This is a genomic window from Acinetobacter johnsonii (assembly GCF_048551975.1).
Lineage (GTDB): Bacteria > Pseudomonadota > Gammaproteobacteria > Pseudomonadales > Moraxellaceae > Acinetobacter > Acinetobacter johnsonii_A.
In genome coordinates this window covers 1-12,168 of record NZ_JBIMCF010000037.1, presented here as the reverse complement: position 1 = coordinate 12,168, position 12,168 = coordinate 1, and the positions used below count along the sequence as shown (strand labels likewise).

At 39.5% G+C, this 12,168-nt stretch carries 11 protein-coding genes and 3 pseudogenes; 7 read left to right on the top strand and 7 right to left on the bottom strand.

The window, feature by feature from the left end; translation table 11 throughout:
* Positions 1-93: 93 nt before the first annotated feature.
* Positions 94-504 carry a transposase gene (locus tag ACG9ZB_RS15775; RefSeq protein WP_419326709.1) on the top strand — a complete coding sequence of 137 codons (411 nt, stop codon included), beginning with the start codon at positions 94-96 and terminating at the stop codon, positions 502-504.
* Between the two features lie 24 nt (positions 505-528).
* Positions 529-840 carry a hypothetical protein gene (locus tag ACG9ZB_RS15770; RefSeq protein ID WP_419326707.1) on the top strand — a complete coding sequence of 104 codons (312 nt, stop codon included), beginning with the start codon at positions 529-531 and terminating at the stop codon, positions 838-840.
* A 27-nt stretch (positions 841-867) separates the two neighbouring features.
* Here the strand turns inward: ACG9ZB_RS15770 and tnpC are convergent, their stop codons facing one another.
* The 5 genes and pseudogenes from tnpC to ACG9ZB_RS15745 all read right to left on the bottom strand — a co-directional run.
* Positions 868-2,535 carry an IS66 family transposase gene (gene tnpC, locus ACG9ZB_RS15765; protein ID WP_419326705.1) on the bottom strand — a complete coding sequence of 556 codons (1,668 nt, stop codon included), beginning with the start codon at positions 2,533-2,535 and terminating at the stop codon, positions 868-870.
* A 74-nt stretch (positions 2,536-2,609) separates the two neighbouring features.
* A complete protein-coding gene (tnpB, locus tag ACG9ZB_RS15760) occupies positions 2,610-2,999 on the bottom strand; it encodes an IS66 family insertion sequence element accessory protein TnpB (RefSeq protein ID WP_419326704.1) in 390 nt (129 codons plus the stop codon).
* Between the two features lie 393 nt (positions 3,000-3,392).
* The gene (gene drt2 / locus ACG9ZB_RS15755; protein ID WP_419326702.1) at positions 3,393-4,793 is read right to left on the bottom strand and encodes an antiviral reverse transcriptase Drt2; all 1,401 of its coding nucleotides are present in this window, start codon (positions 4,791-4,793) and stop codon (positions 3,393-3,395) included.
* Positions 4,794-5,180: 387 nt separating this feature from the next.
* Positions 5,181-5,396: pseudogene (locus ACG9ZB_RS15750) on the bottom strand (GIY-YIG nuclease family protein); the annotation flags it as partial.
* Between the two features lie 244 nt (positions 5,397-5,640).
* Positions 5,641-6,073: pseudogene (locus ACG9ZB_RS15745) on the bottom strand (transposase); the annotation flags it as partial.
* Between the two features lie 275 nt (positions 6,074-6,348).
* On the opposite strand from ACG9ZB_RS15745, the gene ACG9ZB_RS15740 reads away from it, so the two are divergent.
* From ACG9ZB_RS15740 to ACG9ZB_RS15725, 4 genes are read left to right on the top strand one after another with little or no spacing between them, the layout of a single operon-like run.
* The gene (locus ACG9ZB_RS15740) at positions 6,349-6,816 is read left to right on the top strand and encodes a spore coat U domain-containing protein (RefSeq protein WP_419326701.1); all 468 of its coding nucleotides are present in this window, start codon (positions 6,349-6,351) and stop codon (positions 6,814-6,816) included.
* Between the two features lie 35 nt (positions 6,817-6,851).
* Positions 6,852-7,577 carry a molecular chaperone gene (locus ACG9ZB_RS15735; protein WP_419326699.1) on the top strand — a complete coding sequence of 242 codons (726 nt, stop codon included), beginning with the start codon at positions 6,852-6,854 and terminating at the stop codon, positions 7,575-7,577.
* A gap of 6 nt (positions 7,578-7,583) precedes the next feature.
* Positions 7,584-9,965, top strand: a complete 2,382-nt coding sequence (locus tag ACG9ZB_RS15730) for a fimbria/pilus outer membrane usher protein (RefSeq protein ID WP_419326698.1) — start codon at positions 7,584-7,586, stop codon at positions 9,963-9,965.
* Positions 9,965-10,969 (top strand): spore coat U domain-containing protein, encoded by a 1,005-nt coding sequence (locus ACG9ZB_RS15725; RefSeq protein ID WP_419263924.1) that lies wholly within the window; start codon positions 9,965-9,967, stop codon positions 10,967-10,969. Before ACG9ZB_RS15730 ends, ACG9ZB_RS15725 begins: the two co-directional genes overlap by 1 nt.
* Here the strand turns inward: ACG9ZB_RS15725 and ACG9ZB_RS15720 are convergent.
* The gene (locus ACG9ZB_RS15720) at positions 10,966-11,445 is read right to left on the bottom strand and encodes a spore coat U domain-containing protein (protein ID WP_419326697.1); all 480 of its coding nucleotides are present in this window, start codon (positions 11,443-11,445) and stop codon (positions 10,966-10,968) included. The two genes, ACG9ZB_RS15725 and ACG9ZB_RS15720, sit on opposite strands and share 4 nt — an antisense overlap.
* Before the next feature lie 298 nt (positions 11,446-11,743).
* Positions 11,744-12,001, bottom strand: a pseudogene (locus tag ACG9ZB_RS15715) (hypothetical protein); the annotation flags it as partial.
* Between the two features lie 64 nt (positions 12,002-12,065).
* Here ACG9ZB_RS15715 and ACG9ZB_RS15710 point away from each other — a divergent pair.
* Positions 12,066-12,168: transposase (locus tag ACG9ZB_RS15710; protein ID WP_419326708.1), on the top strand; the 103-nt coding region annotated here is incomplete at its 3' end.

The window sequence follows — 12,168 nt, the reverse complement described above, 5'->3', positions numbered from 1 at the left end:
GGGTTTTAAGACACCAAATCAAATGGCCGAAGACTTTTATAAGTTGGCTGCCTAGAATCTCCCAAGGGAAAGTCTCCTGATAATTCAGCGTATATCAGTTATTCAAAACAGGAAACTCCTTGTTATGGAAAATATAATTGGCAATTAAAAAATCAAACCAATGCAATAGGAGCAATCCATGAGGGTAAGTTATTTGCAGTGGGTTTATTTGATTGCAAAGTAAATTCTGATGTATTTCATTTTTGGGTAGATAAGTTTTTATTACCAGAGTTACCCTCGAATAGTGTAATTGTCATGGACAATGCAGCCTTCCATAAACGACAAGATATACAAGATCTATTAAGCCAACATGGGCATCAAATACTTTGGTTACCACCTTATAGCCCTGACCTTAATCCTATTGAAAAAATGTGGGCATGGGTGAAAGCAAAAAGGAAAAAATGGTTGGTTAACTCAATAGATAAGCTTTTTAGTCGTTTCTTTAACGAGTGTATGGGTAATTAAGCGGTTTGACTATAAAGGTTGATAATGAACATAGGAATTTTTTGGTATTGGAATAATAAAGTCATCGGTATAGCTCATGTGTTTAATTTAGGTGATGCTGATACAATTGGCTTAATTGATAGTCCTTACACGCATATCGAGTATTGGAAAAATGTACAAAGTGAATATCCAGAGCTTAGAGCTTATGAATATGAGCAGATTCCACGAGGTCGGGTAATTTACGATATGAACAAAGATAAAGTAATTGTCTATATGGATAAGACATTATTTACTTCCCAAACCGCATCTAAGATTTATGATTTCTTTGATATAGACTCTGAGTCAGCTATTCCGTAAGCGTCCGCTGAATCCCATGCCTATTTTTTAATTTTGGTCGGATTTCCAGCGGTGTGGCAGTAATTCTTCTATTTGGGTCACTTTATGCGTCGGCAGCCTTTTCAGCACATCACTTAAATAGGCATACGGATCCATTCCATTCAGTTTTGCTGACTGGATTAAAGTCATGATATTGGCAGCTCGTTGGCCGCTGCGCAGCGAGCCAGCAAATAACCAGTTCTTACGTCCCAACGCCCAGGGGCGCATCTGATTTTCAATCCAGTTATTGCAAATCGGTAGATTGCCATCATCCAGATAGCGGCAGAGTGCCTGCCAACGTTTTAGGCTGTAATTGATCGCCTTAGCAGTTGGAGAACTCGATGGCACCGTCAGATAATGTTGGTTGAGCCATTCATACAGTTGTTGCATCACCGGTTGACTATGCTGTTGCCGATATTCGCGGCGATGTTCTGCTGTACCATCGGTCTTTTTCCTGAGTTCTGCTTCTATGGCATACAGTTTCTGAATCAGCACTAATGCCTGTTCAGCGATCTGACTTTTTTTGGTCACATGCAGTTCATGAAATTTACGACGCGCATGTGCCATGCAGCCCACCTCAATGACCTGACCTGATTTAAAGCGTGCTTTATAACCGCTGTAATCATCACAGACCAGATGGCCCTGCCAGTCTTTCAGGAACGCTTCAGCATGCTGACCTGAACGACTATCCTGAAAGTCATAGATCACAGCTTGAATTGGATTATATTGGGTTGTTGCATAGGCCCAGACATAACCTTTCTTCGGTTTTTTCTCATCATCACCCATCCGCATGATGGTGACCGGCGTTTTATCGGCATGGATCACCCGCTGTTGCAGCACCACCTGTTTTAAGGCATTGGCCAGAGGTTCCAGTTCCACACCGCAGCGACCAATCCAGTCAGATAGCGTTGATCTGGACAGATCAACACCTGCGCGTAGAAAGATTTGACGTTGACGGTACAGCGGTAAATGATCAGCGTATTTCGAGACCAGCACATGGCTCAGTAGTTCAGGACTGGCAATACCTTTATCAATCACATAGGCGGGCATCGCTTGCTGAGTCAGGGTGTCACACTGATCACAGACCCATTTGCCACGTACATGCTGTTCCTTATAGAACTGTGCCGGTCTGAAATGCAGTTTTTCACTGATATCTTCGCCGATACGACGTAACTGGCAGCCACAACTGCATTGGGTTGATGCAGGTTCATGCTCAATACGGATGGTGTGTAGATGATCGGGTAGCAGTCGACGTTTAGGTTTGTTGACTGTGGCTTTCTGTGTTGCTGCATCGGTTTTATCTGCATTCAGTCGCTCCAGTTCCAGATCGACTGCTGCGATATCTTCTTCGACCGCCTCATCCCAGAGATGGATTTGTTTTGCGGTGAGATGTTCGTTTTTACTACCGAATTTGTGCTGTTTAAACAGCGCCAGTTCATGCTCGTATTTTTGATTGAGAATAGAAAGATGCTGAACTTTAGAATCTAATTGCTGATTGGTGACTTCAAGATGTTGAACTTTGGCATCTAATTGTTGATTTGATACTTCCAGATGTTGAACTTGAGCATCTAATTGTTGTTTATCTTCTGCGAGTTGTTGATGCTGCATCGCCAACTGCTGGGTAAATTCCAGCAGTTGTTCATGGGTCAGTTGGCTTAAATCTGGCAGCGTATTCATGACCGCAGTATGCCTGAGGTCATGAGAAGAATGAAATAGAACGTTTGGAGGATGGCAGAATGGTCGAGCCTGGTTTAGAGCATTGTGACCACCTGCTGTCGTCCAATGCGCTGCCAGGGCAAACCCTGGATCAGTGCCTGTAACTGTTCCGGGCTGAGGGCTACGCTTTCACCCTGGTGAACTTTAGCCCAGTGAAATTTTCCCTGTTCCAACCGCCGGGCACACAGCCAGATCCCCAGTCCATCATGTACCAGCACTTTCATGCGATGGCCACGTTTATTACAGAACAGGTAAGCACAATGCGGTTTGATGTAGCCAAAGGCTCTCACCACCTGCGCCATAGCCGTATCCATACCCGCACGCATGTCCATCGGCTGGGTAGAGAGCCAGATTTCATCGATACGGATCATTTGATCAAGCCCTGAAGTAAAAGCAGCAACTCCTTGGCCGATTCCACTGGCCATTCGATTTCGATCACCTGATCTCTTGCAGAACATTGTTTCTGATGCAGTGGAATTCTGATATGAGCGACAGTATTCTTCTCCGGCACAGATAGCGGAGGTGCGTCTTGTTTGGCTGGAGTCGGGTGAAGCATGACCGGAAGAAAGTCAGTCTGTGGACTAGGTGGGGGTGTTAATGCAGGGGGTATTGATCTGGATTGACGAATCCATTTATGCAACAGATTGGCATTGATCTGATGTTGCATTGCGACCTTGGCCACTGATGTATCTGGCTGCTGGCATTGCTTGCATATTCTTATTCAATTGATCACTCATTGGCATAGCAACTTGGACAATAGTTCTTATTTTACTTGGACATCTTTAAAACTGATTACTCAGAATTTAATTATGACTCATTTACTTTTTAAGTTCTTCATGAATGCGCTTCCAATGATTGGATAGCTGTTTCTTAACTGATAGATCATTCATCACTTCTGATGCTCTATATGTATAAGTTATGAAATTACGTTGTTTACGAGCTAAATGGCTATACATTCGATAGATTTTTCTACGATAAGTTTTTGAGTTATTTCTTCCAGCTTTATTTTTCGATGCTCTAATTTTGGAAATTAAACGTCGATAATAATTTGATAGGCTAGATGACCTGATCAAAATTTCTTGACCATTATATATAAAGCCAAGATATTGTAGAGGCTTGTCCACTTTGGTATCTATGTCAACGGCTTTCAGCTTACCTGACATACAAGTAAATTTTATTTTTTCAACCTTACTTGGATTTATCTTTAACTCCTTTCCTCCATGATTAAGCAATAAATCTTCAAGAGTTTTATAAACATCGCTCATTTGAATGTTCTGGGGGAAAATTAGAATAATATCATCGCAATAGCGTCTATATATTCCATCCATATTATCCGCTAATTCACAACAATATTTGTCAAAGTCCAACATATAAATATTTGAAAGTATTGCAGACATAGGAGAACCTTGAGGAATTCCATATCTTTTTCCATCGATTTTATTGGGCTTCTGGATTAGGTGTCTAACAACACCATCAGCATCAGTAACTTGTTTTTTTCGAATGCTTCGAAAATCACCTAGGGCTTGGTAGGGCTTGCTAGTTTTTTTTCTCAAAGGATTTGGGATTCTTTCATCTTTCTCTTTTCTTTTTGACTTATCGGGCCATCCTAAAGCCGCCAGAGCTTCTTCTATATCTAAAAATGAGTAATTAGTTAATGATTTAAAAACAATATAATGATCTTTGGATAAGCAAGATACGCCATTAACACGCTGCCATTGTTCTTTCAGTATTGCATGATCTAAAGTATCAAAAAAGCTTGATAGATCAATTGTGAGTACATTACATTCTTTGATTTGACTAATCCAATCAAAAATCTCTTTAGCGAATTCAATGTTTGACTTACCCAATGGGCGATAGGCTAATACCGAGTTTTGTAGAGGAGTATCTTTTATGAAATTTTCATATTTTTCAGTGAGAAGATGTGAATAATAGGCATAAATATAACCGTCTTGGTTAGCTGCATATCTTAAAGGTCGTTTTTTAGCAGCTCTACGACTTAAACCATTATGACTTTTAATTTTTCGTGTACGTTGTTCAAATCCAATAAAAGGTAAAAACCAATGTTTAACTACATTATCTGGCTGAGAAACAAGAGAATAAGCGTCTTGAGCATCAAGTGGTGTATCAAAATGAATTCTTGATTTAGGGATTTTTTTATTCTGAACTCTTAGAATATGTTTTTTATCATAGATTTCATTTTTATATTTTTCAAAATTCAATGCTAATCCCTATTTAGCAGATCCGTAAGGGCTTGTGTCGCGTCCCACGTTACGCCCTTACGGAGTCTTTAAACTTTGATCTGAAAATGTTCTTACTTCTTCAAATCCAGCACTAATTTTACCGAAAAACATCTTCGGATAACGCATTAACTTAATATGCTATACTATTGGAGCTAGTATGATGAACAACTGTGTAATGATACTATTGGAACAACTAACAACCTTGATGGTTCAGTTCTTTATTACAATATTTCTCAATAAACTGCTGGACAGTTCAAACTGCATCCCTCTGCGAGCTGGATAATCCACTCCAAAGGCATAGTAAATTTACACAAAAAAATCATTAAAATCAATACATAGTTTTATCAAAATCTTTTGAGAATACCACTATCTCAACTCAATCTCTTTCTTAAACTTATTGTATTGATAACTCATGATCTGCCCATTTACTAATAACTCAACGGCTTGCTGAATGACTTCTAAAGGTGCAATAAACCACTCTTTCGGTTGATGATTTTTACCATCTTTATCTGCCACTAAAAGATCAAGGCAAGATTCACCAAAAAAGGCATGTAGGTAATATTCAAATTTTTGAGGATTAATAACACTAAATATAAAAAAAGTGGAAGAATAAATTTCTAAGTTATTGTTTTAGCTTGATGCTTGTTTTGTATGGAGATAAGAGTAACTTTTGATTACTAGTTTTTACCTTAAATATACCGATTGAACGATTCATTTAAATGCTATCAATACATGAGTTTTACAATTTTGCTAGGTCAGCATGAGTACTTTCCACAAGATGAACCGTACCCGGTTTGTCTGAGACTTTTTATTTAAGTTAGGCCACCTGAACTAATCGTTTATTCACACCTCGTTTTAGCCAATCATAAAAGCGTGAAACTGATACATGAAGTAATCGTGCTATCAAAATAATCGGAAATAAGTGTTTTGGGATTTCACATAGGCGTACCTTACTGACTTTATTTGGCAAAGTATGCTACTGCCTTTTTTAGAAATTCACTTTCCATTTCACCATTTCAGCGGATTTAAGCTGCTGTTTAAGTTGCTTATTTTCTTCGAGCAAAGCGTTTAGATCAGATGAATACTATTTAGTACCAGCTAAAGTCCCTACCTTTGCCTTATTACTCTAATGCGAAAGGGTCTGCATGGAAATGCCGAGTTCTCTAGCTGTTTTTAGATACATTGCCTTGAATGGCTTCTATTGCTTTGATGGTTTCAGCTTTAAATTCTGCCGTATACGTATTGTGTTTCTTGCTCATAGTCAACTCCTGATGAGTATGTATGGTTTACCAAGTTAAAACCTCCTGTTTTTTCAGCACATATCATCCAAGTTGTAACCTAAATTTTAGCAATTTAGGAAAACTCTGCCATCAAAGACTTTTTGCAACAAAGACATGTGAAAAAACGAGGAAAATATTTGGGTGAAATTTGTACTTATTTTTTATTGAAGTTCTTTACAAGATTAAAAAATAGGCTATAATCCACGCCATATTTTTATTTAGTGTGTAATCGTTCACATTGTATGGGGCATTTCATGAAAAAAGTCATTGTTTCGGCGGTTTTAGGTTTTTCTTCTCTTTTTACTGTAGCGCATGCGGCAGGCCCTAATTCTACTCAATTTGAAGTTAAACTTACAGTAAATGAATCATGTAAGTTTACTGCATTTCAAGACGTAGAATTTGCTTCTGTTGATCGTTCTACTAAATCTGCAAGCAATGCAAAAGGTCAGTTAAATGTTACTTGTACTTTAAACACACCTTATAAAATTGCTTTAGCTGGTACAGGTGAAATGAGTAACACAAATACATCTTCAACTAGTAAAATTCCATATAAATTGTATCAGGACTCTACCCGTACAACTGAGTGGGATGCTGTCAATTTATTATCAAAAACAGGTAATGGTAAAGATCAAGCAATCCCTGTCTATGCTAAATTAGCGGGCAATACTAACGTTGAAGCTGGTACTTATGTAGATAAAGTGGTTGCAACTGTAACTTACTAATTGATTAGAGCTGTACGAATAGAGTGACGTAGAATATGAACAAATTGAGACAATTCATTTGTGCTTCTATCGTTTCACTTTATTCGCTGAGCAGTTTGGCAGCCAGTCTACAAGTTGCTCCAATTTCTGTTGCATTCTCCCCGCAGGAAAAAGCCAAAGAAATATGGCTGACCAATACCAGTGAGCGACCTATTCGGGCGCAAACTCGCGTGTTGATCTGGTCGCAAGTTGCAGGTCAGGATCAAGTAAATCCTACGCGAGACTTGGTTGCTAGCCCATCGATTACAGAAATTAAAGCGGGTGAGCAACAGCTGATCCGAATTATTCGTATTGCGCCACAAAATACCGCGGTAGAACAGACTTATCGCTTATTGATTGATGAACTGCCAAGTTCAGGACAAGCCGATGCACAAACCGGCTTGCAGTTATTATTACAGTATTCTATTCCGGTTTTTATCCAGCCTACCGACAGTATTGCTATGCGCAATGGTTTAACCCTGTTAAATCAAGTGAATTTTCAATATCAGGCTCAGCAGCTGATTGTGAAGAACAATGCGAAAAGCCATATTCGGATCAGTGAATTAACCTATATCAATCCAAATGGTGAAAGAATACCATTAATCAATGGTTTGGTAGGCTATGCGCTTGCTGGCCAGAGTATGCGTTGGGATATTCCTCAGTCTAAAAAAATACTCCCAAATGGCAAGTTTGAAGCCAGAATCAATAGTGATGGTTTAGCACAGCTGCTTCCCATTCAATAAGTATTAATGATAAAAAAGTTCGCTTACTGTGGCCCATTATTTCAAGCATTGCTGTGTACGTATTGTTTATCCAGTACTTTGGTTATTGCCAGCGAAACCGTCAGTTTAGAGGATGATGGTATTGAGCAGCAGGAGCTGTATTTAAGCATTGTGTTGAATCAGGCATCTAGCTCAGCTTTTGGGCACTTTATTCAAACACCGCATGATTTACTGATTTCACGGACGACCTTACAAGAACTGCAATTAAAAGTTGGTGTACCTGATGCTCCTCAGCATGCAGGTTTTATCAGTTTGTCTCAAATTTCTGGTTTGAACTACGATTACAATGCCGCTGCGCAAAGTATCCATTTGGATGTAGCCGCCTCTCTTTTGCAAAACAATACCGTTGCAGGATTTATTCCGATTGAAGCCGCCAAAGTCAATGCCCAGCAGATTAAGCCAGGTGTACTTTTCAATTACGATTTTTATACCCAAGCCACTGAAGATGTTTGGTCTTTAAGTGGTTGGAATGAGCTACGTCTTTTTGGTTTTGGGGCAGGCAGTGTTTTGAGTATTTCTGCCAACCATGCTTATACCAAGTCAAACATATCGGAAGAACTGAATAGTCAGATTTTAGATACTTATTGGCAAAAGGATTTTGCCAATCGGGCGCTGACATTAACGTTGGGTGATAGTCAGTCGCGTGCTTTAGATTGGAGCCGTTCGACACGAATTTCAGGCATTAAACTTGCTAAAAACTATAATTTACAGCCATACCAAGTGACTTCACCGCTAGCCTCATTTAAAGATTCAGTCCTATTGCCATCAACGGTAGATTTATTAATTAATGGTATTCAGCAAAGCAGCAGTGAAGTACTTCCGGGGCAGTTTAATATTCAGACCGCACCGTCAATTACAGGTGCAGGAACAGCGCAGTTATTAATTACTGATTTGAATGGGCAGCAACGGGTTGTCAATTTTTCCTTATTTGGTACTTCACAGTTATTGCAGCAAGGTTTATCCGACTGGGACGTGAGTCTAGGAGTGAATAAACTGAATTATGCGGTCAAGTCATTTAGCTATGGGCATGATCTTTTAATGAATGCCACTTTCCGGCATGGTCTCAGCAATGACACGACTTTGGAAAGCCATACTGAATATTCAAATAATGTGGCTTTAGCAGGATTCGGTATTGTACACCGCTTGCCAAACGCTTTAGGGGTGCTGAATGGCTCTTATAGTTATAGCGAATTAAACCAGCAGGCAGGGCAGGCTTTTTCAGCAGGTTATGAGTGGAATAACCGCTTTATCAACTTTTCTATGCATCATCAGCAAAGTGACGGTAATTTTGGTGATTTGGCAAGTCGTTTGGGCTATGCCTATATTGACCGCTCTGATCATGTTTTCTTGGGAGTGAATACGCCTCTTGGTCAATTTGGTAGCAGTTATGCAGCGCAGCAATATCAGGGCATTGATAATGAATATTTGATCTTTAATTGGTCTTATTATTTTCCTTCTAAAAACTATTTAACCTTAAATATGACCCGTGATTTAAATGAAAAAAGTAATACTTTTTTTATGTCATTGAATATTCCATTAGACCGTCAGACCAATGCCGCCATGAATGCCCAAAAAAATACAGAGCGTAATAAAGTGTCGGCAAGTGTGCGTAAAACAGCTTTGCAAAATCAAGCGGATTGGGGCTGGCAAAGCAACATTGAATATAGTGATCCAAGCAATTATAGCTTACAGGGACAGTTGCAGCGGGAAACCTCAGTGGGACAATGGGATCTGGGTTTTCAGAATGCTAAGATTAACGATGAAGATTATAGTACTGTCATTGGGTCAGCACGTGGCAGTCTGGTGATGATGAACCGCAATCTTTTTGCCATGCGTCAATCACTGAACTCATTTGCCGTGGTGTCTACAGAAGGTGTGGCAGATATTCCCGTGCGGCTGGAAAATCGTCTCGTGGGTAAAACCAATCGCAAGGGCTTGTTATTAATCGACTCCCTGAATCCATATCAGCATAATGTGGTCTCTATAGATACGTTGGATTTACCGCTGGAATATAAAATTGAGTCGACACAGATAGATGCAGTCCCCTATAGTGCTAGTGGCGTATATCTGAATTTTCCAGTGTATAAAATGCGTTCGGTACAATGGGCTGCGGTCGACGAGCAGAATCAGCCTTTAAAAATGGGAAGCCGAGTGTGGGTTCAGCAAACTGCACCTCATTTAGAGAATGTTGAACATACGATTGTTGGGCGGGATGGTATGATTTATTTAGAAAATCCAGCTGCGTCAACAGTTTTTGTCGAGCAAATGGGGCAGGTGTGCCGTATGGACTTGCCTGATTTTTCAGCGCAATATGGTTTTCTAGACTTGGGGAATTTAACGTGCAAATAATGATGAATGTTCACCATGTACGACGTTCATGGTTGCTGATGGCGTATTGGATTTTTGTCCTAATGTTACCTTTTGTTCTAATGGGTGCCAGTTCATCGGTGCAAGCATCTGGTTCGTGCTGGCTGTCAGGCCCAGCTTTGAATTTCGGTTCAGTCTCAAGTAAAGGGAAAACCAGCTATACCAATTGGCAAGTGACTTGTAACCAATATGGCCATACTAAAACGGTCAATGTGTCTTTGTGTCCTTATGCGACCTTGGATGGTTTAGGTTTATCCAGTAATCGTCGACAAATGGTTTCATATTCTTCTTGGCCGCATTCTTATCTCACTTATGATTTGTATTATGATCCCGCTTTAACACAACGAATCGATACGCAAGCCAATTTATCGACGTTAAAATGTATTTATAAAAATTTTACCGCGAATGAAAACCAGAAAGTTTTTGATCTACCTATTTATGGTCATGTCTATGCGGGGCAAAATGTAACAGCTGGAAGTTATCACAATAATAATGATATACAAGTCAATCTATTATATGCCTTTAGTCAGGACAAGCAGCCAAGTACAGAAGATGTATTGGCATCTCAGTCAAGCAATCAAAGTGGTAACAGTTTGAGCGTAACGACAAATTATGAAAACAGCTGTAATTTGATTTCTGCATATGATCTGAATTTTGGTCAAATGAATGATTTATCTCAGGCAGTGACCAGTTCGACAGCGGTAGCGTTGTCCTGTCCTTTGAATACGTCTTGGAAAGTGAATTTAGATCAGGGAATGAACTACGATGGTACGACGCGTCGTATGCGTAAAGGTGCGGACTATATTGCCTATGAATTATATCGTGATGCTCAGTACAGCCAGCTTTGGAACAATAGTGGCACATCACAGGGAATGGGCAACAATGGCACACAAACTATTCCTATTTATGGAAAGGCTGGGCCAAGTGCAACTGCTGTACCAGCAGGAGAATATCAGGATACCATTACTGTGACTCTAACCTATTAATAGGTAATCACAGCAGTTACTTTGTCGGTATATTGACCTGCAGGAACATTGGTATTTGCTTGGTTAACTTGTCCCCAAACGGGAATTTTGTGTGTGTTTCCAGTGCCCGTATTGCTGTATGCATTTTGAGTATCTGCACCCCAGAGCGTTGTACGATTGGCATCCTGATAGAGGGTGTAAGGGATTTTAGTGTTATTTAAAGCGACATTCGTCATTTCGCGTTGGCTTTGTAATGCAATACTATAAGGTGTTCCCTGTGTGCAATTGACTGCTAAATGGCTACTCTGATTGGATCCTGTTGAGGCACGATTAATGCTTCCAAAATCAAGATCTGAACTGTTTGCGGTCGTAATATTACAGGTTTCTTTAATGATAATGCTCACATTAAGCTGAGTCGATTGCTGATTCGCTGCATAAATAAATGCCGATGTACCCGCTAAAATAGAGGTAAAGAGAACAAAAAATCGTATTTTCATACATTATCTTTTTTACTTAATTTATCATTAACAATAGGGTACTAATTTTTTATCAAAAAGTATACAGTGGTGTTTCAAAAAGTATGCTAACCATAATTTAAATCTTATAAAGCATTAAAAATTTAGTCAATTTAATTTACTTCTTTTCAATTTCTCTATTAACAGAATTAACTAGCATATTTTTTGAAACTCCACCCATTTCCGAATAGTCTGTCGCATTGCTTTAAGTGCATCACTACTGACTGCCGGAGAGAAATTTACATAAACTCTTTTATACTTGTCCACAGCCTTACGGGACCTAAACGTGTACCCGAGAAAAGTAAATTGTACATCTGTTTAGTCCCGGCATTTGATGGATCGGATCAATCTTAAAAAATTCAGGTTCATCTGTCCACTGTTTGCAGATGAACTCGTAGGGAGTCAGGCCACTGAGTGTTTTGAGTCTGCAGCCAAAGTTGTATGCAGCAATAAAATCAGCAAGGTGAATACATAGCTGAGTGTGATCGTCATAATGGAACCGTTTGACAGTAGCTTCTTTAATCGTTCGGTTCATCTGATGTGTGCTGAAAAAACAGGAGGTTTTAACTTGGTAAATTAAACACATTCATCAGGAGTTTACCATGAGTAAGAAACACAAGACTTACACCACAGAATTTAAAGCTGAAGCCATCAAATTAATTGAAGCCAATCAAGGCAATGTCTCGGAAACAGCTAGACAACTTA

What these genes read in the sequence shown, in the direction of transcription:
- ACG9ZB_RS15770 (WP_419326707.1), top strand. Translation starts at nt 529, where the DNA reads ATGAACATAGGAATTTTTTGGTATTGGAATAATAAAGTCATCGGTATA.
- tnpC (WP_419326705.1), bottom strand. Translation starts at nt 2,535, where the DNA reads ATGAATACGCTGCCAGATTTAAGCCAACTGACCCATGAACAACTGCTG.
- tnpB (WP_419326704.1), bottom strand. Translation starts at nt 2,999, where the DNA reads ATGGCCAGTGGAATCGGCCAAGGAGTTGCTGCTTTTACTTCAGGGCTT.
- ACG9ZB_RS15740 (WP_419326701.1), top strand. Translation starts at nt 6,349, where the DNA reads ATGAAAAAAGTCATTGTTTCGGCGGTTTTAGGTTTTTCTTCTCTTTTT.
- ACG9ZB_RS15735 (WP_419326699.1), top strand. Translation starts at nt 6,852, where the DNA reads ATGAACAAATTGAGACAATTCATTTGTGCTTCTATCGTTTCACTTTAT.
- ACG9ZB_RS15730 (WP_419326698.1), top strand. Translation starts at nt 7,584, where the DNA reads ATGATAAAAAAGTTCGCTTACTGTGGCCCATTATTTCAAGCATTGCTG.
- ACG9ZB_RS15725 (WP_419263924.1), top strand. Translation starts at nt 9,965, where the DNA reads ATGATGAATGTTCACCATGTACGACGTTCATGGTTGCTGATGGCGTAT.
- ACG9ZB_RS15720 (WP_419326697.1), bottom strand. Translation starts at nt 11,445, where the DNA reads ATGAAAATACGATTTTTTGTTCTCTTTACCTCTATTTTAGCGGGTACA.